This window comes from Halobacillus litoralis (assembly GCF_020171725.1).
Lineage (GTDB): Bacteria > Bacillota > Bacilli > Bacillales > Halobacillaceae > Halobacillus > Halobacillus litoralis_F.
Window position 1 is genome coordinate 42,849 of the sequence record NZ_JAIVAJ010000006.1, and the last position, 22,289, is coordinate 65,137.

The following is a 22,289-nucleotide window of genomic DNA, read 5'->3' on the forward strand; positions in this document are numbered from 1 at the left end:
CCGTTCTATAATCAGTACGTTTCTTGAATTCTTGTTACTTCTTCCATAAGTGTCTTCCCAATGATCGGCTCGGTTTCACGGTAAACGCGTTGGAAACGGTCCTTCCAGTGTTCTTTCTGCTGATTGGATAAATAATGAACTTCGAGTGATTCGGATCTTTTCATTTCACGAAGGTGGGCATCATTCATTTCAATGGAATGACGACGGATCCAGTCGGTCGTTTCAGTCAGTGCTTGTTCTATGACTTCCTGATGATCGGGAGTGAGATTCTTCCAAAAGTCTTCATTCATGAGGACTACATAACCGAGGTAACCATGGTTGCTGATGGTCAAGTAATCTTGTTCTTGATAGAGTTTTTTTGAATAAATGTTGGAAAACGTATTTTCCTGTCCATTAATGAAGTCCACTTCAAGGTTCGTGTATGTTTTGTTAAAAGGAAGTTCACTGGTACTCGCTCCGAGCGCTTCAAATTGCTTGGCGATGACCGGGCTCGGCATGATTCGGAAGTGTGTTCTTTCAAAGTCAGAAGGGTGGATCAGTGGTTTTTCACTACTCGTAATCTGTTTATAGCCGTTGTACCAAAAGGTCAGGCCACGAACTTGATCTTGCGGTAAATCCTCCAGTAGTGTTTCACCGATTAATCCTTGGTAAGCTTCTTCGACCGCTTGATAGGTAGGAAAGGCGTAGGGTAAATCAAGAACCTGCCACCTTGGAAAGCGATCGGTCAGCTTTGACGTTGCCGGTGCAATCATTTGGATATGCCCGTCCTTTAAGGCTTGGTACTCATTTTGGTCATTGTATAACGTGCCGTTCGGGTAGATTTCAACTTGGACTTCTCCATTTGTACGGTTTCTCACTAAAGAGGCAAATCGTCTGGCCGCTCTCCCTTTCGGGGTATTTTCTGCTACGACGTGGCTGAACTTGATGACCACTTCATCCTGTAATCCTTCTTGTTCATCATCATATTGAACCTGCATAGAAGAGCTGGTGTGGTCAAAGCCGAAATAGAGTGCGGCGGATATTCCAGTGAGTATAAATAGACAAATGGCTAGAAATGTTTTCAACTGGAAACTCCTTTGTAATCGTTTCCAACAGTGTACCATAGACCTCCTTTAAAGTGATACACTAGTGATAGCTGAAACAGGAAGGAAGGGTGAACATGTCCTTGAAGCGAATGCCTATTCGGTGGAAGATTACAATCTTGTCTTTCGGGATGGTTTTGTTTACCGTCTTGATCGGAGGCATCATCATCATCGGGAACACGATTGCGTCGAAAGAGGAATCTTTAGGTGACCGCGCTCTTGTCATAGGGCGTACCGTGGCAAACCTTCCTGCCCTGAAACAAAACCTTGCAGAATCAGAGGGCTGGGAAACCATTAACCCGATGGTTGAGCGAATCCGCACGATTAACAGTTCAGATTATATTGTTGTACTGGATATGAATCGGATCCGGTATTCACATCCCGTCGAGGATAAGCTTGGAACCTTATCCTCTGGTAAAGATGAAGGTCCGGCTTTTGCTGAACATAGTTACACTTCGAAGGCTGAAGGTGAACTAGGTGTGGCTGTGAGGGCATTCGTACCTGTAATGGATGATGAGCACGAACAAATCGGAGTTGTCATTGTAGGGAATCTGCTCCCCTCTGTGCCCAGCATCTTGTTAGCGTTAAAAAATGAGATTCTACTCGTGCTCGTATTGACTTCGCTATTCGGTGTATCGGGGTCCTGGCTGCTTGCCAGACATTTGAAAAAGCAGACCTTTCAACTTGAGCCTCACGAAATTGTCCAGTTACTAGTTGAACGAACGGCGATGTTCCAAGCCATGAACGAAGGCATCATTGCTGTTGATAACGAAGGAACAATTACGATTATGAACGAGAAGGCGAAATCCATACTGGGGCTTAAAGGTCACCACCTTAATCAGCCCGTCCGGGAAGTGGTTCCTGACATTGGGCTCGACGATGTACTCTATTCGGAGAAAGCAGTCCACAACGAAGAGCTGCGCTTAGGGAGTGCGCTTGTATTGAGTACCAAGGTACCGGTGCGTGTGGACGATGAGACGATCGGCGCCGTTATTATTTTCCAAGACCGGACGGATGTGACGCAACTTGCGGAAGAGCTGACAGGGGTGAAAGCATTCGTCGAAGCGTTGAGAGTTCAGAACCATGAGCACTTGAACAAATTACATACCATTGCAGGACTCATTCAATTGGACCAAAACGATCAGGCGCTTACCTTTGTCTTTGAAACGTCGGAAAAACAGGAGCGGCTGTCCCGTTTTCTCATCAAGAATTTCAAGGATTACAGCTTATCCGGATTATTGCTGAGTAAAGTGAGCCGTGGTAAAGAGCTTGGCATCGAAGTGGAGATTGACGACCAGAGCAGGTTGAATCAATATCCTCCGTTATTGGACCAACATGATTTTGTCCTCATATTAGGTAACCTGGTTGAAAATGCCTTCCATGCATTGGAAGGCGTTGATCGTGAGGAGAAATGGATCGATGTATCTGTTTATCAAGACGATCATGTGTGCACCATTAGTGTGGAGGACAATGGCCAAGGCATTCCGTCTTACTGGACCGATAAAGTCTTAGAAAAAGGGTTCACAACTAAAGGGGAAAACGGATCGGGTATAGGGCTCCATTTGGTGAAGCGCATCGTCGATAAAGGTTTGGGAGAGGTGGAAATCATCTCGGATGAAGGAGAGGGGACGAGCGTCATGATTACGTTTCCGATGAGATGGGAGGAGGAGAGAGAACATGCCACAGGACATTAAGGTGTTGATCATAGAAGATGACCCAATGGTACAGGAAGTCAACCGCCAATTTGTTGAACGGGTCCCGCATTTCAGGGTGGTAGACGTCGCGTCAGATGGAAAAGAAGGCATACGATTAATTAAAGAGCATGCCCCGGATTTGATCATTCTGGATGTGTTCATGCCGAATAAGGATGGGCTGAAGACACTTAAAGAGATTCGTAGTCAAACCCTCGATACAGACGTCATCGTCATTACGGCCGCGAACGAAAAGGAAACGATCCGCGCCATGTTCCAATACGGTATCATCGACTATATGATTAAACCATTCAAGTTTGAGCGACTTCAGCAATCGCTACTGCACTACCGTTCCTTCCGTTCTCAAATTCAAGGAACAGGAGAATTGCAGCAGCAGCAGATTGACGGGCTGGTAGCCAGTCCATCAGAGGATGTTGTGACAGAGCTGCCCAAGGGTTTGAATCAACAGACATTGGACCAAGTCGTGTTATATTTGCAAAAACAGGAGACCTCTCTTTCAGCTGAGCAAGTCGCGGATAGTCTCGGAATGGCCAGAGTTACGGCAAGAAGGTATTTGGATTATCTCAGGAAAAGCGGTCAAGTCGAGATTGATATCCAGTATGGTGGAATCGGGCGCCCGGTCAATAAATATATGATGAAACATTAGAAATCCCTGCAGATTTTGTCAGGGATTTTTTTCATGACCAAAAAGACCAAAACGTCCATTATGTTCATAATATTCAAAAAATATATTGTAAGCGTTATCATAAATGTGGATTACGAAACTAAAGAAGCGGGGGATTTTCATATGATGAAACGATTTATTGGAGTGATGGCTCTGGCTTTGGTTATGATTCTTGCAGCTTGTGGTGGAGAAGGCGGAAGTGAAGAAGCTTCGGGATCAAGCGGTTCAGACTCTAAGTCAGTCGTATTTGGAACAGGTGGAACATCCGGTACGTACTATCCAATTGGTGGAGCATTGAAGCCGGTATTTGAAGAAAGTGATTTGATAGACAATGTAACCGTCGAATCAACGGGTGCATCAGTCGCGAATATTCAAAACATCAAAGACAACCTGAACCAACTGGCGATTATCATGAGTGATGTTGGATACGATGCGATTAATGGTACGGGGCAATTTGAGGGAAGCGAAGTTGAAGTGAAAGCCATGGCCGGTATGTATCAGAACGTTGTGCAAGTAGTGGCGTTGAAAGACAGCGGGATTACGTCCATTGCAGACCTGGAAGGAAAGAAAGTCGGCGTAGGTAAAGTTGGATCAGGTGTAGAACAAAGTGCGAAAAAAGTATTGGAAGCAGAAGATCTGACGTACGACGACCTATCAAAAGTGACGCATACGGGTTATGCCGATAGTGTACAGGAAATGAAAAACGGAAACCTGGATGCAGCATTCTTCACTTCTGGTGTCCCGAACAGCAACATCACAGACCTTATGCAGCAGACGGACATCAACTTTGTCGAAATTAAAGGGGAAACAGCAGATAAGCTGATGGAAAAGTATCCATTCTATAAATCAAATACGATTGAAGCTGGCGATGAAGCCAAGTACGGCTTGGAAAATGCTGTCGAGACTGTGGGAATTCAAAATATGATCATTGTCTCCTCTGATCTAAGTGAAGATACTGTCTATGAAATGACGAAGCGCTATTATGAATACTTGGGCACAGAAGAGGTTTCTGTTGGTGCACTTAAACAACTCGGACGTGACGAAATTGCAAAAGGCCTGATTGCACCCCTTCACCCTGGAGCGAAGAAATTCTATGAAGAACAAGGAATCTTAGAGTAAAGGACACTGGGCATCGAAATCGATGCCCTTTTTTTACAAATGAGAAGATCTCTCCTTATCTTCGTGGTCGTGTTGGTGATTGGTGTCATTGCAGGGGTGACAATGAGAACGACGGTGTTCGTCATTTCTTCAGGAGGTCAAGTAGACCATCGTTACTTATATAAAGAAGATGAAAGATTCAGCGTCAGGTGGCGTCATTCGGTGGAAAAGCAGGAATGGGAAGAGATGTTCAGACTAAAGGACGAGACCATTCAATTAACCGGCACACGGTTTCAAACATTCGGTGCGGGTGTTCCGAATGATACAGGAGATCGAACCTTTATTAAAGATGGATGGGTGTACATGACGGGGATCGACCAGAATATTGGTCCTTCTCTTTCTCTGAGAACAGGAGAAAAGACGAACCACCGCATTCAATTTGGAGGCCGACAACTCACGTTGGAAGCGAATCGCGCGTATAAGCTGAGTGTGGTCAGACAATCTTGGTTGAGTGTTATTTTTGAAAAGTTGAGGTGAGAAGACGTGAAGAAAAAGGAAACGGCAGAGAATTATGATCGTGAGAGCACGACACGCTCCAACATGGCTAAACCCATAGCTGTGACGATTTCAGTATTAGCCATCGCACTTTCTTTATTTCACTTATATACATCGTATGCAGGGTCGCTTGTGGACATCAAACAACGAAGCATTCACCTGTACACCCTGATGACGTTAGGGTTCTTATTGTATCCTTTTATGAAGAAGCGAAGCGGAAAAGGAATTCCTTTCTATGACTATATAACAGCAGGTTTATCGTTGTTTGTTGCCATCTATATGCTTATGACGGCTGAGAGAATCATTCAGTCTGGTGGACAGATTAACGATACCGATTTTTACGTTGGAATCCTTGTCATCCTTCTGTTATTTGATATTACGCGCAGGGTGACAGGGTGGGGACTAACTCTATTAGGTCTCGGTTTCTTAATTTATGGGTTCTATGTAAAGCTGTCCATCTATCCGGAGATGAATGCCGCGACGATCACAAGTGTCGCCAAGCAGGTCATTTCCCAGCTCGTCTTCATTACAGAAGGGGTGCTAGGTACTGCTATCGGAGTATCTGCAAGCTATATCATATTGTTTATTCTATTCGGAGCCTTTCTCGGAAGGTCCGGGATGGGGCAGTTGTTCAACGACTTAGCCCTTGCTGTTGCTGGACATACGAAAGGTGGACCTGCCAAGGTAGCTGTCATTGCAAGTGGCTTCCTAGGGTCGATCAATGGATCCGCCATTGCCAACGTCGTAACGACGGGTACCTTTACCATTCCGCTGATGAAAAAGATCGGCTATAACAAAAACTTCGCCGGAGCAGTCGAGTCAGCGGCCAGTGTTGGAGGACAGATTCTGCCACCTATCATGGGGGCCGCCGCCTTCATTATGGCTGAGAACTTGAATGTCGCTTATACGAAGATCATTCTCGCAGGGATCATCCCGGCACTATTATTTTATATTGGAATTCTGCTTCAAGTTCACTTCCGTGCGGCGAAAAGAGGGCTGGAGGGGCTCCCGAAGAGTGAGCTGCCATCCTTACGAGGTGTAATTGCAGAGAGAGGGCATTTAATTGTTCCGATGCTTACCCTTTTGTACCTGTTATTCTCAGGTAAGACGCCCTTCTATGCAGCATTCTGGTCGATTATCGCAACAGTCGTGATTGCTGGATCCAAACGAATGATTCCGGTAATCATCGCCATCACCTTATTCTTGATTTTCCAGCCGCAGTTGTCTGCGCTGGTTACGAGCGGGGAAATGCCTCGTCTAAGAAGTGATTGGTGGGAACTATTGCTGATCATCGCCATTCCACTTGCTATTAATCTAGTGAGGAAAGGGATGAATATGAAAGGGGACGAAGTGGGCATCAAGGATTGTCTTCAAGCACTTGAAGATGGAGCGAAAACGACTGTCCCCGTCGCTATTGCCTGTGGTGCCGTCGGAATAGTAGTCGGAATCGCTTCTCTGACAGGAGTAGCATTGGAAATCGCGAACAGCATTGTAAGTATTGGAGGAGCTGTAAGCAGTCCACTTCTTCAATTGCTGATTACTCTGCTTCTGACTATGATTACATCGATCATTCTCGGAATGGGATTGCCGAGTATCCCGACTTATATCATTACCAGTACAATGGCAGCACCAATCCTGTTGCAGCTTCCTCTTTACCGGGAAATCGCAGGTTCGACGGAAACGGCTACGTTTGTTGCCCACATGTTCGTGTTTTACTTCGGGATTTTCGCTAACATTACACCGCCTGTCGCATTGGCAGCATTTGCTGGAGCGGGGGTAGCGGGTGGTGACCCGAACAAAACGGGTTTCCAAGCCATGAAACTTGCCATCGCAGGATTCATCGTTCCGTTCATGTTTGTTTTCTCCCATGAGATGCTTATGGTGGATGCAACAGTGATGAACATCATTTTGATCACGGTAACTTCGTTGATCGGGGTATTCTTATTGTCCGTTATGGCAGAGGGTTACCTGAAGCAAAGTGTGCCAGCCTGGTTAAGGGTTCTTGCAGGAATCGGAGCCCTGTTGCTCATTTATCCAGGATTAGTGACTGACTTAATTGGACTGGTCGTATTTGCACTGGTACTCGTGACGAATTTGAAAAACACGAACGCCATCCAGCAGCATCGTTCTGCGTAATAAAGGGGGAAAAGGAATGCAATTAGCCACAGTCGTACGTGGGAATGAGGAAACTGCAGCTGTCCGGTCCGGATCGGATGTTCGACTCCTTTCCTCTATCAATGAAATCTATCAAACAACATGGCCGACAGATGTATTCGCGTTGATTCAACCCGAACACCTAAGTTCATTTCAGCATTGGTGGGGTGAAAAGACACAAGAAGAAAAGAATAAAGTGCCTGCTGAAGATAGGACGACATATGGCCCGCTTTACCGTCATCCTAGGAAAATATGGGGGATCGGGTTGAACTATGTGGACCATGCGTCGGATCTGAATGAAAAAGCACCACAATCTGAGCCAGCCAGTTTCATGAAGCCCGATACCACTATCATAGGGCACAAAGATACCATTTGTATTCCGCATCAGTCGGAACGCACAACGGCCGAAGCGGAGCTTGGAATCGTCATTGGCCAGAAATGCAAAGACGTTGATGAAGCGGACGCAGCATCCGTGATTGCTGGGTACACGACGATTATCGATATGACAGCAGAAGATATCTTACAGCGTAATCCGAGGTACCTGACACGCTCCAAAAGCTTTGATACCTTCTTCAGCTTTGGTCCAGTCCTTTACACACCAGATGAAGTAGAGGACGTGATGGGATTGAACGTGTCCACTGTGATCAATGGTGACGTGCATCAAGCCAACCAAGTCAGCAATATGACATTCGATCCGTTCCACTTGATATCGTTCCACTCCAAGGTCATGACACTGCTGCCAGGTGACATCATCTCAACAGGAACACCGGGAGCTGCCGTCATTCGTGATGGTGACGTTATGGAGTGCCGGATTGATGGTTTTGAACCATTAAGAAATGAGGTAAAGGATCTAAAAGGGAAGGAATGAGTCTATGGATCTGCAATTAGAAGGAAAATCTGTTGTCGTATTGGCGTCCAGCAAAGGACTTGGAAAAGCAATAGCCGAAGAGTTCGCACGTGAAGGGGCGAACGTACTGTTATCGAGCCGCAGCGAAGAAGAACTAAAAAACGCTCAATCAGAAATCAGAGAGAACACCGGGAATCAGAATGTGACGTATCAAGTTTGTGATGTCACGAATCAGGACCACATCAAAGCGCTCATGCAGAAAGCGGTCGATTTAAACGGTGGAGTCGACGTGCTTATTAACAACGCAGGAGGACCACCAGCAGGAACGTTCGATCAATTTTCTGATGAAGACTGGCATAATGCCTTCGAGCTTAATTTGCTGAGCTTCATCCGGTCTATTCGAGAGGCCGTTCCTTCTATGAAGAAACAAGGGAGCGGTAGAATCCTGAATATCGCCTCTTCTTCTATTAAACAAACATTGGATAACCTCATCCTATCCAATACATTCCGGGCAGGTATCGTCGGGTTATCTAAAAGTCTCTCACAAGAGTTAGCGGGCGATAACATCCTGATTAACACGGTTGGCCCAGGGCGGATTGCAACCGATCGAGTCGCCTCCCTGGATGAAAAGCGAGCTGGAAAACTCGGAATCTCGCCAGAAGAACTAAAGGAAAATACCGAAAAGTCGATTCCGATGGGCCGCTACGGAGAGCCGGAAGAATTCGCAAAAGCCGTCGTCTTCCTGGCTTCTGGAGCGAATACTTACCTAACGGGTCAATCTCTTGTCATTGATGGTGGGCTTGTGAAAGCTTTATAATTTCGAAGCAAGGGACTCTTATACAGATGTTCAATCATTCACCTAATTTCCGTAATAAGTATCTTTCTATAATATAAAGCAAAAAGCCCCCTTACCATCTCATTGATGATAAGGGGACTTTTTTGCTTATTCTGCTTCCTTCATCCACTGAGGTTTACCGAACCCTTGGAAGTCTTCATCAATAATCTTTTCAAACTCGTCTGATTCGATTACTTCTTTGATGTCTTTCACGAACTGTTTATCCAAGTCTTCCGTTTTTACTGCGACACGGTTCCGGTAATCATCAGGCATATCCTCTAGAATTAGTGCATTCATTAAATCCATATCTGCTGCAAGAGCATAGTTTCCTGGTACTAGCGATAAGTCTTCGCTATCAACAAGGCGAGGCAGCTGTCCTGCTTCTACTTCAACAAACTCCAAATCTTTCACATTATCTGCAATGTCATTTATGGAAGCACGTAGAGGATCGACATCTTCCTTAATTTTAACCAATCCTGCATCTTCAAGAACGATCAAACCTCTTGCCAAGTTTGTTGGATCATTTGGCAATGCAATGGAGCTTCCATTCTCAATGCTTTCCAGATCTTCATATGTGTTGGAGTAGATCCCCATAGGAGCTGTAGGGACAATGATTACTTCTGATAAGTCCAGGTTATTCTCTTTGGCGAAAGAGTCTAAATAGATTTTGTGTTGGAACAAGTTCACATCAAGATCTCCATTTGCCAGTGCTTTGTTTGGTTGAACGTAATCCGTGAATTCTTTGTTCGAAACCTCGTATCCCTTCTCCTCCAGTAAAGGGGCGATGGCATTGGTCACCATATCACTGTATGGTCCTGAAGTTGCTCCGAATTTGATGGTCTTCTTATCAGAAGCACCAGCATCTGAATTCCCTCCGCTACACGCAGCAAGGAAAATAAGGGTGAAGACGATAGAAAATAGTGCAAGTTGCTTTTTCATATATAGTTCCTCCTTGTTATGTTATCCATGTTTTTTAACTGTTTTTGCAAAGAAATCTCCGATATATTGAACCGCCTGTACGAGAACAATCAGAATGATAACCGTTGTGAACATCACGAAGTTATCGTAGCGATAGTATCCATAACGTATAGCGAGGTCTCCGATTCCTCCACCGCCAATTGCTCCTGCCATTGCAGAGTAGCCGATCAAGCTGATTGCAGTAATCGTCAATCCACTTATTAAGCCGGATTTGATTTCGGGGAAGAGGATGTCTTTAATGATCAGCCATGGAGAAGCCCCGCAGGCTATGGCCGCCTCTATTACTCCGTGGTCGATGTCCCGCGCCGAAGATTCTACGATTCTTGCATAAAAAGGAATCGCGGCGACCGATAATGCAACAGAGGCTGCGACGGGTCCTGTCGTTGTGCCCAACAGAAAATTTGTAAAAGGAAATAAAAAGACTAATAAAATGATGAAAGGTACGGAACGGATCAGGTTGACAATGACTCCGACGACACCTTTGATCCACTTGTTTTCTAAGAACAGTCCTCTGTCTGTGACAAACAATAACAATCCAAGTGGAAGTCCAAGAACTAACGCTACAACAAGACCGATTCCAACCATAATCAACGTTTCCAAAAATGATTTATTTAGCTCTGGCAAGAGAGTGATCAGTGAATCCATCCCTCCACACCTCCACATCGTTTAGGGTTTTCCGTAAGCTGTTGATCGCTTCTTCAACGGCTTCTTTAGTACCTGACAAATCCATGACGAACGTACCTAGAGCTTTGTCTTGTATGTAGTCCACTTTGCCATGCAGAATGTTTGCTTTGACCGGATGACTTTGTAACAAGTCAGAGACAATCGATTGACCTGCCACTTCACCGGCGAATGTCAGATGAACAACAGATCCGCTGCTCTGTTCTAGAAGGGCTTCAGGAATGTGGAAGTCCAGGACGGTTTGGATGAACCGCTTAGTCAGTTCTTCTTTAGGAAAAGCGAACATATCATACGTCCTTCCCTGTTCGACCACCCTACCTTCTTCCATGACTGCGCAGCGATGACAAATATCTTTGACGACCTCCATTTCATGTGTGATTAAAACAATCGTCAACCCGAGCTTCTCATTGATTCGTTTAAGTAGCTGTAAAATGGATTTGGTCGTGTTCGGGTCGAGGGCAGAAGTTGCTTCATCGCAAAGTAGAACTTTAGGGTCGTTTGCGAGAGCTCTTGCGATACTGACGCGTTGTTTTTGACCTCCACTCAGCTGAGCAGGATACTGGTGTGCTTTATCAGACAGACCTACTAGCTCGAGCAGTTCTAATGAACGCTCTCTTCTTTCGTCTTTCTTAACTCCTGATGCTTTGAGAGCGAAAGCGACATTATCAACAACGGTCTTTGACATGGCTAGGTGGAACCCCTGAAAAATCATGCCGATCGACTGTCTCGCTTCCCTGAGTTTTTTACCAGATAATGATAAGAGATCGATTCCATCGATAACGACTTTGCCACTTGTCGGACGTTCCAGGATATTCATACACCGCAGGAGTGTACTTTTTCCTGCACCGCTGTAGCCTACTATTCCAAAGATTTCACCTTTTTCAATGGACAACGTTACGTCATCAACCCCGACAACGTCTCCTTGTTTTGATGGATATACTTTACTTAATTGTTGAATGGAAATCATCTTTACCCCTCCTTTTCTACAAAATAAAAAAACTCTTTTCAATGAGAAAAGAGTTTCGCGTACGGCATGCCCAAACTCTTATCTCCCAGAACCTCGGTTCTGTAGGACTTAGCACCACTCCTCATGGAAGGTTGCTGTGACATCAAAGGGCCTATCCCTCCGTCACTCTAGATAAGAAATATTCAGTTAATTGATTTCATTCTCACACTTTAACGCAAAACAGCACACATGTAAATAATATTTTGAATTTTTTATTATTGGTTTGACAACTATGCTCTGTCTAAGGATAATATTTCCTAAACTCAAATATCGGAGGGATAAAAATGGAGGCGTTACACATTCAAGGTGCACCTGCTGTTTATCGGTGCGAACCTTCAATCTTAAATCAATTACCCGACTTGTTGTCAGAAGCATCATTCGATAAAGCGGGAATCATCCATGGTGAAAAGTCGATGGAGGCTGCTGCTCCATACATGCCTGAGTTGAATCTAGAAACCACCTATGCCATTTACGGTGGAGATTGTACGGAAGGGGAAGTGAACCGTCTTAGCGAATCATTGGTTCAAAACGATGTGATCATCGGAATCGGTGGAGGGAAAGTTCTTGATTTAGGAAAAGCGTGTGCTAATCAACTGGACGTCCCGGTTATTTTAATCCCTACACTTCCCTCCAATTGTGCAGCATGGACGCCTCTTAGCGTGTTTTATGATGAAGAGGGGAAGTTTACCGGGTACACGGTTTATCCCAAATCCACTCTTTTCGTTTTAGTAGAACCAGAGCTGCTGCTGCAGTCTCCTGAAAAATATTTACGTGCGGGCATAGGAGATACGTTAGCTAAATGGTACGAAGCGGACGTCTTGATCCGTGACCTTCCGTATAAGCCTGTCGGAGTTCAAATCGCCCAAAACGCAGCCCAACTATGTAAAGATACATTATTGAAAAAAGGGACTGAAGCCATCGAAGATAAGCGGCTTGGGGAAGTGACAGAGTCGTTTCTTGAGGTAATTGAAACCATCATTCTTGCAGGAGGGATGGTAGGTGGATTCGGAGATCACTACGGGCGTATCGCCGCAGCTCATTCCATACATAACGGCTTAACTAAAATTCCTGAAACACACACAATCGAACATGGTGATAAAGTGGCATACGGCATACTTGTCCAGTTAATGCTTGAGAATCGACAAGATGAAATCGCAGCATTACTTCCATTTTATCATCAACTAGGGCTCCCTGTTTCTATGAAAAGCATGGGAATTGAATGTACGTCTGAGTATGTCTCTATCGTCGCAGACCGGACTGTCATGCAGGGTGAATCAATTCATTTCATGGGCGTTTCTGATTCATTGGTCGTTGCGGAAGCGATATTAAATGTTGAGGAATATACGAAGTCGAAAGTTCTGGATTAAGTGAATTGTGAATAGCTAATTTAAATACTGAAAAAGAGTAACGTTTTATTCTCAGAAACGACTAATACGGCAAAAGGAGTTGTCATCATGAAAAAATACATATTCATTATCAGTCTCACGATCCTTCTTGCCGCCTGCGGATCTTCAAATCAGGATTCTGGAGCATCAGACCCCGAAGAAAAAGAGCGACCTTATGCTGATTATCCAATGCTCGTGGACAGCTGTACCGAATCATCAATCGACGCCAAGGAGTATGATGACCTGTCAGATGAAGAGAAAGAAATGTATGAACTGATGGAACCCATCGACGCGATCTCAGACGACGATCGCAAGCAGGCAAGTATGTCGCATGCGCATCAAGAATTCTTTGAAAATCAGCTGAACCGGCTTGGATACGAAGAAGTAGTTAAAGAAATTGAGAAGATTGGGACGCTCTACATCCATAAAGGTTCGTTAGTCGTCCAGTTGAAAAAGTCTGTACCTGAAGAACAAAAGGAATTGAAAGAAGCGGTGCAGCAAGCCATCACGAACACAAATGAACATTTCAATAATAAGGTGGTCTATGTTCAGGAAGTTCAATATTCAACGAATGAACTGTGGGATGCTCAGACACAGTTGCTGAATAACCTAGAGGAACGCCGGGCTTCTCTTGAAGGCTATATCGGCGGCATCAGCACATGTACTGAAGGAAATATACTCTCCATGGAACTCAGAAAAGACTTTTCAGACGAGATGTACCAGTTCATCAACGACTCCACAGAAATCCCGATCGTCATCGAAGAGACATCGCTCAACGAGTTGACGGGCTATGTGACGAGTGTGAGTGAAGATTCGTTTTTCTTCGATATGACCAATTTTCAAAGAGACGAACATAACGTTGAAGTGGGCGATTCCGTTACCGTTTCCTTTGGCAATATGAAACTCTCATTGCCAGGATCGACCGATGCGGTAGAAATTGACATTCATGAGCCGAAACAGCCGGAGGGAGCTGATTTGTCCAGTAAGCTGGTTGTTCAGAAAACGTTGGACAAGCTTGATGATGAAGGGTATGTAATGGTTGAAGATATGAGCTATGACGAAGAAGCGGATCAGTGGTCGGTAGATGTGCGGACAGTGAAGGATTTAGATGAGGGGGGAGAGTCGGTTGTAGAAGTTGCCGATCAGTAATATTTTCTAAGCCCTAATGAAAGTGCCTGATTGGCGATCTAGTCGGTCGTCATCAGGCACTTTTTTTGAGAGAGTTTGCTCGGCAGAATAGATATAATCGACGTTCTGGCTTCGTTCAGAGCAAGAAAGGTAGATAAAGATGATATAATCGACGTTCTAACTTCACTTAGAGTAAGAAAAGTAGATAAAGAGAGTGAATCCTCTACTAGCTCTCTATTCAGACTGCTTCATACTCAGGCTTGTAATCGTAAACAGGATCAGAAGCATCCCTGCCATTTGTGGAAGCGAGAGTTCTTTTTTCAAAAACACAATCCCGAACAAAGAAGCGGTCACGGGTTCCACCATCGCAATCATCGAAGCGGTTGACGGAGCCGTCCATTGGATACCGATGACATAGAGGACGAAGGAAACCCCTGCACCGAGAAGCCGCCTGCTCACCAGAGGGCGATGCTGCCTTGCTGAAAGGAGCCAAAGCCCTCGCGCAGACAGGACTTGAGTTGCTTTTGAATGATGCGCTTTTAAAGAAAGTTAAAGAGGATCACCAACGGGTGTGATACGCGTTTGATGTATGAGAGAACCGTTCTGCGGTTCTCTTTTTTTGTGTTTGGTGGAATTGGGACATGGAGGTGAGGGGAGCTGTGTTCATAGTCCCGATAATCTAGAAATGAGACAGGCAGCAGGCGGGGTAGGGAAGTGCTTGTCCCAATAACTGAGTAATGGGACAAGCAGTAGATTGGAAGAGTCGTTCACAGTCCCAATAAAAGACTTATGGGACAGCCAGAGCGCTGGAAGAGTCGTTCATAGTCCCAATTGGAGATTTATGGGACAAGCAGTTAGCAAGAAGAGGCATTTACAGTCCCGATATTCTATAATCGCGACAGCAACCCTGTGAGTTCACCATCATTAGTCCCAATCATAGAAAAAGCCGGAAACCTAGACTTGGTGGCTGGTGACTTAATGAAACAAGAGAACCGTCCCCTCGTTCCACCCTCATCTCGGATTTGTAGAAAAGAATTACTCGAACAGAGATGAATTTCATAAGAACTATGACACCTTTAATTGGAATATATTTCATTAAAACCTCCACCGAACAAAAGTATACTCAAAAAGACGCACTATTTTGAAAACGTTTACTTGAGCTGGAGAACAATCGACATGATCACTCTTAAATAGATGAAATTTTACAAATGCATAGATTTCGAGTTAACAAAATTAAAAATCCAGGCTCGTTGTTACCTTTAAAGGTGTAGAATGTATGCATGTTTAAGAAGATGATAGGATAAAGGAAAAAGGTCACCGTAATGTGACATCTGTATTACAGGTGTGTTACAGGTTTGAATTCAGGATAAATTACCAACGATTTTCCTCAGCTTTTATACACGCGGTAACGCGTAATCTTTCTTACTATCTGCGTAATACTTTACTACCTTTTTCCATATTTGCTAATGTGATAGGCTTGAGCTGAATCTGACAAATGCTGTTCTGGAGGGGAAGAGGTGGGGAGAATGGTTCCGAGTTACTCAGTTGAGACATTAACGAGCCGCATGATTCATGCTGTGAACAGCTGTTGGCATCAGTCCGATTTGAGTGAACGTCTGGAACAATGGATCGCCTTCAAGAGAGAGGAAGGTTTTTCTTTTTCAAGGTTGACTCAACTGCATTTTCACATGTATCAAAAAGAGGAAAGTGAGCATGTCCTTCATCTTTCAGCGTCCGTCGAATTGATGATGCTTGCCCTCGATGTGATGGATGACCTTCAGGATCAAGATAACATGAACCAGCCCTGGATGGATGAGCCGTCCGTCTCGATGAACATGGCGACGGGGCTGCTTTTCCTCAGTCTGGATGAGCTCCGCCACACCTCTTGCCAGCCTGCCATCTATCAAATGGTTCACAAGCAGGTGCTGCAGGCGGTCCACGGACAGCACCGGGACTTAATGGGCCGTGCTGCATCGGAAGAAGCGTTCCTGGATGTGATCAAAAATAAATCAGGCGCCTTGATGGCGTTCGCAGCGCTCGTCGGCGCAGGTGCTGTCACCTCAAAGGATCATGAACTTATTCGAATTTATATGGAAGATTTCGGGGTGGCGGCTCAGTTAGCCAACGACCTGCATGACCTTCTCAGAATGGACGAGAAGAATGATTTATTGAACCGGAAATGGACGCTTGCGACGATGCTTCTCACCGAGGAAAAAGGGGAAGAGAACTTCCGGATCAAGGAGTATTATGAAGGCCGCATGAGTCCTGACTTCCTGATTGAAGAGAAAGAAAGCTTGTTTGACTGGGTGGGGCAATCGACTGTCATTCCTTATATGAAGGTCATGATCCGCTTCTATCAACGAAAAGCTCTAAATACATTGTATACCTTAAATGTGGACCCGTCCGCCAAGGAAGAAATGAAGAGAACGATTCATCAGCTTTACCCCCATTCATAAAGGAGGAATTTTGTCATGTTAAAACGTATCATTGCTCAGTTAATGGAAAGCCCGGAATTGGTTCAGAAGCTTGAGAACGGTAAGTTGAACTTAGACGGTTTGAACGAAACGGAAAAAGAAGCCCTGCTTGATGTGTTCGGCAGTGGTGAAGCTCAAACGGTTGATGTTCAAATGTGTTATTGGAAATAGAACAACTATGAAAGAGGTTCTGGATGAAGGAGGGTGCTCCGTGGGGTGGAAAATAGCTCGCTTTCCGGCGGCGGCCCAACAGGACGTTGGGTCGTTCGATGTTGCCACAGGACGTGGCGGTTTTTTGTTCGAACATCCTTGTTCCTTTAGGTTCGATCTCGCCGTTGTCCGTGCATCCCGCAGGAGTCTCGCCATTTTCCACCCCACTTCATTTCAACAGTGGATCCAGAACCTCGCTTCAATGTTGTTTCTAATCCATCATTTATACGAACAACTACAGTCTCACACTTAACAACAATATTTTTTTAACACTCTAACAAAAAGCCAGAGACTCTCTGGCTTTTTCATATTATGAGAGAGGGGTTTATATGGATTTACAGCCGATTCGGCGGAAGAAGGTCGGTTTCTTTTTAGTGATGACGATGCTTCTCGCCGCTTATTTAATTTACATTACGCTGACCGATACATATGTAGGCATTGACGTGAAGGAAAATGAATCAGACCAATGGATCGTTACGAGTGTGGATCCGATTGGCTGGGCGGGACAGCGGAAGATCGAGGTCGGGGATGTTGTCGTTGAGGTCAACCACCAGCCCGCTGACAGCTATCCATCGATTCAAAGGTATGGCGTGATTGGCCACCTCAACCAAATGAAGATTGTCAGAAGCGGAAGTGAATTGGAGTTCGAAGTCCAGATTCCACTCAATTACAACACCCTGTTGTATCATACGGTCATTCCGTCCGTTGTTTTTGCCATTCTTCTATTGTTTTCGCTTTATGCTTACCGGAAAAAGCCGGATGATCCGATCACCGTATATTTGGCGGCTTTTCTTCTGGCTGTCGGAATCAGCTATTTAAGCGCGGGAGCATCAGCTCGGACCGATTCCTTGTCACGATTTTTGAACAGCGCTTCCCTGATGAGCGTTCCTGTATTATTTCTACACTTTCATTATCAATACTTTTTAAAGTACGACATCAAGTTCATCAGGAAGAGGCTGCTCACGACATTTTACATCTTGAATTCAGCCATTGTCCTGTTGGAAACGTTAACGATTGCAGGGATTTGGCGAGGCAATTATGAGTGGGTCCGGAATGCCCAGCTGATCATCTTCTCCTTGGAAATCCTGTTCGGTTTGATGGTTCTCACTTACTATTATTTTCACTTCAAACACACGATTCACAAGCCGATTTTCCAAAATACGATTTTCAGCATCATGGTTTCCTTTTTCCCGTTCATTCTTTTGACCGCGCTTCCGAGCACGATCATCGGGGTGGAATTGATTCCTGCTCCGATCACGGCACCGTTTCTCGTCTTTTTACCGGTCTTTTTCTTATATATCGTGCTGACGGACCGCGTGTTCGATATCGACTTCATCAACAGCCGGCTGCGCTATTATGCGTTCGTATCCTTTCTGTTGACGGTCGTCGTCATCGCCGTTTTCGTCTTCTTTACCAACCTTTCCTATCTGAAATGGGCGCGGATCACCATCCTGATTTACGGGCTGCTCGTATTCTTTTTCTACTTGGAGGAAAAATTCGAGCTGCGTGCACGGCTGTTCGGAAGTAAATTCAACTTCCAGCTCAGCCTCGACCGTTTTTCTCAGGACATCGCGAAAATCGTGAAGAAAGAGGAACTCGATGACCGCCTGCTTTCAGAAATAAAAGGCGTACTTCCCGTCGAGCATGCCGTCATCCTTAAATATGAAAAAGAGACGTCCCACCTGACCCCGATTGCCGGCGATGATCCGTTTCCAGAAGAAGCCATCGTCTCGTATATCGAGCTCCAAGGTCCGGGGAAACCGTTCATGGCAGAGGACGGCCTCGCACACATCATCAGCGAACGCCACGACTCCCTGCATATTGTATGGATCGGTCAGAAAGTGAACCACACCCCGTTCAACCAGGAAGAACAGCGCTGGCTCAAGATGCTCGTCCAATACACAAGCATGGTCTACGAGAACTTCCAGCTGATCGAAGGCGTGACAGACGAGCTGAAGGAATCGCTTTACCAGGATCAAGCCACCCCATCCTGGGTCCTGCGTCTCCTTTTCAAGCTTTCGGAAAAAGAACGATCGCGCCTCGCGTCAGACTTGCACGATTCAGCTTTGCAGGAACAGTTGATCTGGTATCGACGGGTGGAGAGCCTCGCTTCAGAGGACCTGCCGGATCCGGTTAAAGCTGAATTATCAAGCGTCAGCGAGGGGCTTCTCGATGTCGTCAGCCAAATCCGGGAGACGTGTACGCTATTGCGACCGCCTTTTCTAAAGGATACGGGAGTCGTAGAGGCGCTGGAGTATCTCGTCCAGCACGAAGAGGAGCGTAATCCATTCCAAGTGGTGTTCGATGCCGATGCGTTTTCGATTCAGCTTGATGATGAAGAAGCGCTCGCTGTGTACCGGGTGGTTCAGGAACTGCTCAACAACGCATCAAAGCACTCGAAAGCACGGAAGGTGGAGCTTGACTTGAAGAATGAAGGGCCGTCTCTTTTTCTCAGCTACAAGGACGATGGAGTGGGGCTTGATCCGGACAAGCTCGACAGTTCTTCACAAAGCATGGGACTGACCGGCATCCGTCAACGTGTGAAAAGTCTTGATGGGCACATGGAATTGTTTTCTTCAAAAGGAGAAGGCGTTGAAGTAGCCATCTTAATCGAAGCAAGAACGGAGGCCAATCGACAATGGGTATAGCGGAAGGAGTTAATCAAATGATTACGATCTTATTAGTGGATGACCACCCTGCGATAGGGGAGGGATCCAAGTTGATGATTGAGAAGGAAGAGGACATGTTCGTCACCTACGCCGAGTCGCCGGGGGAAGCGCTCGATATTTTACAGGAAGAGACCTTCACGCTTCTTCTCTTTGACTTGCGAATGAAAGGCATGAATGGAATTGAACTGACCAAGAAAGTGCGCTCCATGGGAATCGACGCCCCCGTCCTCATTTATACAGGTCATGACATCGGCCATTATTTCAATACACTCGTCGAAGCGGGCGTATCGGGGTTCATCAGCAAGACGTCCTCAAGAGATGAGTTGATTCAGGCGATCCGTTACGGCGTTCAGGGCAAGACCATTCTTCCTGTCTCATTGTTCGAACAGCTGCGCAAAATGGAAGTCCGCGTGAAAGGCGAGGCCACATCTGTCGTTGAGGAAGAGAAAGAGGACGTTTCGATCACCTCGAAGGAACAGGAAATTTTGAAAGAAGTCGCAAAAGGCAAAAGCAACCGGGAAATCGCCCAAACCTTTTATAAAAGCCCAAGAACAATCGAGTACAACTTGACCGAAATCTTCAAGAAGCTCCAAGTGAAAACAAGAGCAGAAGCTGTGCTGAAATCGAAGCAGCTTGGCATCATTACCGATGAATCAGACTGAGTGGCCGGGTCCAGTAGACGTGAAACGGTCGAGCGGAAGCTGCTCATGTCCATTTTGTCTCTTGTATGCTCATGAAACTGACATGACAAGAACGCTCACAACCATTTTGAAGACAAATAGCTGTTGAAAGAGCCGAGAGCCTGATGCTCACGACGCTTTTGACGCAAAAAAACCAGCTGGGGAACGTATCCCCAGCTGGTTTTCTTTTTTTTAAGGCTGTGCGTTTCTCCAATAACGATAGGAGTGAACGACGGATCCGTTGTAGGAGGCATTGGATTCGAGCTCTTCGTTGACGATCGTCAGCATGTCTTCCATGATGACGGCGCCTTCTTCATAAAACGAAATGTGCGGATTGGCTTTGCTTTCTTTCATTTCTACAGAAATAAGCATTTTCTTTCCGACTTCTTCTGCATAAGAAAGTTCATTGGCTGCGACGTCGAGGATGCCGCCGGGGCCCTTCGCCTGATCGCGGAAAGCCATGACGGATGTGTGGTCCATCGTGTCGATTACCCATTGGTAGAACGGGGTGTCCGGGTGGTCGGGAGTCGGGAGGTCGTCGAACCACATGGCGAGATCCATGCTTGCTTCAAGGTCAGATCCCCGCTTCGTTTCCTCTACGAACACTTCAAGGTTATCCATCCACTGACGCAATACGTCCTGTTCATTTGTGTCCCAGGAAGGGTCGGTATAAGGTTCGACATCCAAATGAATGCCTGCGAACTGCTGGCCGCTTCCGGAGCTCTCATTATAGGATTTCACGTAATCGACCAGGTTCAGAATCCTTCCTTCTGACTCTTTCTTCGCCCAAGAAGGATGTCCGCCCATGGCGTGGACTTCGATTCCGGCGGCGTTCGCTTTCTCAACGAAGTCTGCGTAAGCGGTGAACGGCTTTCTAAGATCGAGTCTTGTGTAAAGCAGGTTGAGGTTCTGTTCCTTGGCGAACGTTAATATTTCGTCCTGTTTCTCGATCAAGTCCGGGGCGTGCCAAATGTAGGTGCCTCGGATTTCTTCTTTTTCAGGAACGACTGATTCCTCAGGTTCCGGTGCCTGAAAGCCGTTCACGAGCGTTCCGGCATAGGAGGGGTGCTCGCCTAAGTGGCGGTCGGCAACGCCCAAGTGCATTTCCATATCCTCTTGTCCTTCTTCAAAAAAGGTCGTGTGGTTGCTTCCGGTTTCGGCGATGGTCACGCCGATCATGAGTTTCTTCTCAAGGCGGTCAGCGGCTTCGAATTCATTTTCCGTCAGCGAAACGATGCCATTCTCGCCTTCAAGGGTGTCGCGGTACGCGAGGATGGTCGTTTCATCGAACTGTTCGATCATCCATTCGTTAAAAGGAAGATCAGGATCGCCGGGAGTCTGCGTCGTGTCGAGCCAAAACGGTATCACGCCTGTCGTTTTGAGGGAACCCGCTTCTGTTACCGCCGCTTCGATGTTCGTTTTCCACTGTTCGACGACTTCGAATGGATCGTTGTACCACTCGTTTAGGTACTGAGGCTGGATTCTCAGGTGAATGCCGGCGAATTGCTGTCCCTCGCCAGCGGAAGCTTGAAAGTTTTTGGCCCATATGACGAAATCAATCAGCTCGGACTGGTTCGCCTCAAGCGCCCAATCCGGTTCACCACCGGCAGCGTAGACGGAGATTCCGACTTGTTGTGCTTGTTCATTGAAATGTTGGTACGACGCGTCAGGTGTATCCGGGTTCACGTTTACATAAAGGGTATTGATCTTTTTCTCCTGTGCTTCCTTTATGATTGCTGCTCCGTGGTCGTTGATTTCCGTCCTTTCGACCCACATCGCTTTTTTATACGAGTCCTCACTTGAAAACCCGGTTAGAAACAGGAATGCAACAGAAATTGATAGAATGACCAGCCAATTGTTCTTCATATTCGTCCTCCAATAAAATCGTGTAGTCCCGCTGATTCGGGGGTTCCGCAATGAAAGGATTGCGGAAATTTGTAAACGCTTCCTATCCTTTATTGATGCCTTTTGTCGTATTCTCCCGAAATCCGGGGGATGAAAAAGGCGGCTTTGCAGGCAGGGGGGTCCCGAAACAGGTATTCGCTGTTCCGAAATATGGTTTTCGATGTAGAGCGATGTCCCCCGTGTTAGCGTTAGAAACGTAGCGAACGAACTCAAGTAACAACCTAAC

At 46.0% G+C, this 22,289-nt stretch carries 20 protein-coding genes and 1 riboswitch; of the genes, 14 read left to right on the plus strand and 6 right to left on the minus strand.

The window, feature by feature from the left end:
- Positions 1–11: 11 nt before the first annotated feature.
- Positions 12–1,064, minus strand: a complete 1,053-nt coding sequence (locus LCM20_RS12315; protein WP_225195775.1) for a DctP family TRAP transporter solute-binding subunit — start codon at positions 1,062–1,064, stop codon at positions 12–14.
- 95 nt (positions 1,065–1,159) lie between these two features.
- On the opposite strand from LCM20_RS12315, the gene LCM20_RS12320 reads away from it, so the two are divergent.
- The 7 genes from LCM20_RS12320 (at position 1,160) to LCM20_RS12350 (ending at position 8,929) form a co-directional block, all read left to right on the plus strand.
- Positions 1,160–2,776, plus strand: coding sequence for a sensor histidine kinase (locus LCM20_RS12320; RefSeq protein ID WP_225195776.1), 1,617 nt, complete (start codon positions 1,160–1,162; stop codon positions 2,774–2,776).
- Positions 2,760–3,440: a response regulator gene (locus LCM20_RS12325; RefSeq protein WP_225195777.1), complete on the plus strand. Its 681-nt coding sequence runs from the start codon at positions 2,760–2,762 to the stop codon at positions 3,438–3,440. Before LCM20_RS12320 ends, LCM20_RS12325 begins: the two co-directional genes overlap by 17 nt.
- A 141-nt stretch (positions 3,441–3,581) precedes the next feature.
- On the plus strand, positions 3,582–4,577 hold the full coding sequence (locus tag LCM20_RS12330; RefSeq protein WP_225195778.1) for a TAXI family TRAP transporter solute-binding subunit: 996 nt from the start codon (positions 3,582–3,584) through the stop codon (positions 4,575–4,577).
- A 39-nt stretch (positions 4,578–4,616) separates the two neighbouring features.
- A complete protein-coding gene (locus tag LCM20_RS12335) occupies positions 4,617–5,093 on the plus strand; it encodes a DUF1850 domain-containing protein (RefSeq protein ID WP_225195779.1) in 477 nt (158 codons plus the stop codon).
- Positions 5,094–5,099: 6 nt separating this feature from the next.
- Positions 5,100–7,247 carry a TRAP transporter permease gene (locus LCM20_RS12340; RefSeq protein WP_225195780.1) on the plus strand — a complete coding sequence of 716 codons (2,148 nt, stop codon included), beginning with the start codon at positions 5,100–5,102 and terminating at the stop codon, positions 7,245–7,247.
- Between the two features lie 16 nt (positions 7,248–7,263).
- On the plus strand, positions 7,264–8,133 hold the full coding sequence (locus tag LCM20_RS12345; RefSeq protein WP_225195781.1) for a fumarylacetoacetate hydrolase family protein: 870 nt from the start codon (positions 7,264–7,266) through the stop codon (positions 8,131–8,133).
- 4 nt (positions 8,134–8,137) lie between these two features.
- A complete protein-coding gene (locus LCM20_RS12350) occupies positions 8,138–8,929 on the plus strand; it encodes an SDR family oxidoreductase (RefSeq protein ID WP_225195782.1) in 792 nt (263 codons plus the stop codon).
- Positions 8,930–9,055: 126 nt separating this feature from the next.
- On the opposite strand, the gene LCM20_RS12355 is transcribed toward LCM20_RS12350, so the two are convergent.
- Genes LCM20_RS12355 through LCM20_RS12365 form a run of 3 tightly spaced genes read right to left on the minus strand, consistent with a single transcriptional unit; the run spans position 9,056 to position 11,573 of the window.
- Positions 9,056–9,886 (minus strand): MetQ/NlpA family ABC transporter substrate-binding protein, encoded by an 831-nt coding sequence (locus tag LCM20_RS12355; RefSeq protein WP_225195783.1) that lies wholly within the window; start codon positions 9,884–9,886, stop codon positions 9,056–9,058.
- Positions 9,887–9,907: 21 nt separating this feature from the next.
- Positions 9,908–10,570 (minus strand): methionine ABC transporter permease, encoded by a 663-nt coding sequence (locus tag LCM20_RS12360; RefSeq protein WP_225195784.1) that lies wholly within the window; start codon positions 10,568–10,570, stop codon positions 9,908–9,910.
- Positions 10,533–11,573, minus strand: coding sequence for a methionine ABC transporter ATP-binding protein (locus LCM20_RS12365; protein WP_225195785.1), 1,041 nt, complete (start codon positions 11,571–11,573; stop codon positions 10,533–10,535). The genes LCM20_RS12360 and LCM20_RS12365 overlap by 38 nt, the downstream gene beginning before the upstream one ends.
- Before the next feature lie 75 nt (positions 11,574–11,648).
- A riboswitch (SAM riboswitch) is annotated at positions 11,649–11,751 on the minus strand.
- 145 nt (positions 11,752–11,896) lie between these two features.
- Here LCM20_RS12365 and LCM20_RS12370 point away from each other — a divergent pair.
- Positions 11,897–12,979 (plus strand): iron-containing alcohol dehydrogenase family protein, encoded by a 1,083-nt coding sequence (locus LCM20_RS12370; RefSeq protein ID WP_225195786.1) that lies wholly within the window; start codon positions 11,897–11,899, stop codon positions 12,977–12,979.
- Between the two features lie 87 nt (positions 12,980–13,066).
- Positions 13,067–14,146, plus strand: coding sequence for a membrane lipoprotein lipid attachment site-containing protein (locus tag LCM20_RS12375; RefSeq protein WP_225195787.1), 1,080 nt, complete (start codon positions 13,067–13,069; stop codon positions 14,144–14,146).
- 213 nt (positions 14,147–14,359) lie between these two features.
- Here the strand turns inward: LCM20_RS12375 and LCM20_RS12380 are convergent, their stop codons facing one another.
- Positions 14,360–14,584, minus strand: coding sequence for an EamA family transporter (locus LCM20_RS12380; protein ID WP_225195788.1), 225 nt, complete (start codon positions 14,582–14,584; stop codon positions 14,360–14,362).
- Between the two features lie 1,067 nt (positions 14,585–15,651).
- On the opposite strand from LCM20_RS12380, the gene LCM20_RS12390 reads away from it, so the two are divergent.
- The 5 genes from LCM20_RS12390 (at position 15,652) to LCM20_RS12410 (ending at position 20,140) form a co-directional block, all read left to right on the plus strand.
- Positions 15,652–16,581: a polyprenyl synthetase family protein gene (locus LCM20_RS12390; protein ID WP_225195789.1), complete on the plus strand. Its 930-nt coding sequence runs from the start codon at positions 15,652–15,654 to the stop codon at positions 16,579–16,581.
- Positions 16,582–16,596: 15 nt separating this feature from the next.
- Positions 16,597–16,770: a competence pheromone ComX gene (comX, locus tag LCM20_RS12395; RefSeq protein WP_225195790.1), complete on the plus strand. Its 174-nt coding sequence runs from the start codon at positions 16,597–16,599 to the stop codon at positions 16,768–16,770.
- Between the two features lie 40 nt (positions 16,771–16,810).
- On the plus strand, positions 16,811–17,062 hold the full coding sequence (locus tag LCM20_RS12400) for a hypothetical protein (protein ID WP_225195791.1): 252 nt from the start codon (positions 16,811–16,813) through the stop codon (positions 17,060–17,062).
- A gap of 76 nt (positions 17,063–17,138) precedes the next feature.
- A complete protein-coding gene (locus tag LCM20_RS12405) occupies positions 17,139–19,457 on the plus strand; it encodes a sensor histidine kinase (RefSeq protein ID WP_225195792.1) in 2,319 nt (772 codons plus the stop codon).
- A 17-nt stretch (positions 19,458–19,474) separates the two neighbouring features.
- Positions 19,475–20,140 (plus strand): response regulator transcription factor, encoded by a 666-nt coding sequence (locus LCM20_RS12410; RefSeq protein WP_225195793.1) that lies wholly within the window; start codon positions 19,475–19,477, stop codon positions 20,138–20,140.
- 210 nt (positions 20,141–20,350) lie between these two features.
- Here LCM20_RS12410 and LCM20_RS12415 read toward each other — a convergent pair whose 3' ends face one another.
- A complete protein-coding gene (locus tag LCM20_RS12415; RefSeq protein WP_225195794.1) occupies positions 20,351–22,024 on the minus strand; it encodes a hypothetical protein in 1,674 nt (557 codons plus the stop codon).
- Positions 22,025–22,289: the final 265 nt, after the last annotated feature.

Excerpts from the sequence above, each read along its gene's own strand:
- LCM20_RS12320 (WP_225195776.1), top strand. The coding sequence starts at position 1,160 with ATGTCCTTGAAGCGAATGCCTATTCGGTGGAAGATTACAATCTTGTCT.
- LCM20_RS12325 (WP_225195777.1), top strand. The coding sequence starts at position 2,760 with ATGCCACAGGACATTAAGGTGTTGATCATAGAAGATGACCCAATGGTA.
- LCM20_RS12330 (WP_225195778.1), top strand. The coding sequence starts at position 3,582 with ATGATGAAACGATTTATTGGAGTGATGGCTCTGGCTTTGGTTATGATT.
- LCM20_RS12335 (WP_225195779.1), top strand. The coding sequence starts at position 4,617 with ATGAGAAGATCTCTCCTTATCTTCGTGGTCGTGTTGGTGATTGGTGTC.
- LCM20_RS12345 (WP_225195781.1), top strand. The coding sequence starts at position 7,264 with ATGCAATTAGCCACAGTCGTACGTGGGAATGAGGAAACTGCAGCTGTC.
- LCM20_RS12350 (WP_225195782.1), top strand. The coding sequence starts at position 8,138 with ATGGATCTGCAATTAGAAGGAAAATCTGTTGTCGTATTGGCGTCCAGC.
- LCM20_RS12355 (WP_225195783.1), bottom strand. The coding sequence starts at position 9,886 with ATGAAAAAGCAACTTGCACTATTTTCTATCGTCTTCACCCTTATTTTC.
- LCM20_RS12360 (WP_225195784.1), bottom strand. The coding sequence starts at position 10,570 with ATGGATTCACTGATCACTCTCTTGCCAGAGCTAAATAAATCATTTTTG.
- LCM20_RS12365 (WP_225195785.1), bottom strand. The coding sequence starts at position 11,573 with ATGATTTCCATTCAACAATTAAGTAAAGTATATCCATCAAAACAAGGA.
- LCM20_RS12370 (WP_225195786.1), top strand. The coding sequence starts at position 11,897 with ATGGAGGCGTTACACATTCAAGGTGCACCTGCTGTTTATCGGTGCGAA.
- LCM20_RS12375 (WP_225195787.1), top strand. The coding sequence starts at position 13,067 with ATGAAAAAATACATATTCATTATCAGTCTCACGATCCTTCTTGCCGCC.
- LCM20_RS12390 (WP_225195789.1), top strand. The coding sequence starts at position 15,652 with ATGGTTCCGAGTTACTCAGTTGAGACATTAACGAGCCGCATGATTCAT.
- comX (WP_225195790.1), top strand. The coding sequence starts at position 16,597 with ATGTTAAAACGTATCATTGCTCAGTTAATGGAAAGCCCGGAATTGGTT.
- LCM20_RS12405 (WP_225195792.1), top strand. The coding sequence starts at position 17,139 with ATGGATTTACAGCCGATTCGGCGGAAGAAGGTCGGTTTCTTTTTAGTG.
- LCM20_RS12410 (WP_225195793.1), top strand. The coding sequence starts at position 19,475 with ATGATTACGATCTTATTAGTGGATGACCACCCTGCGATAGGGGAGGGA.
- LCM20_RS12415 (WP_225195794.1), bottom strand. The coding sequence starts at position 22,024 with ATGAAGAACAATTGGCTGGTCATTCTATCAATTTCTGTTGCATTCCTG.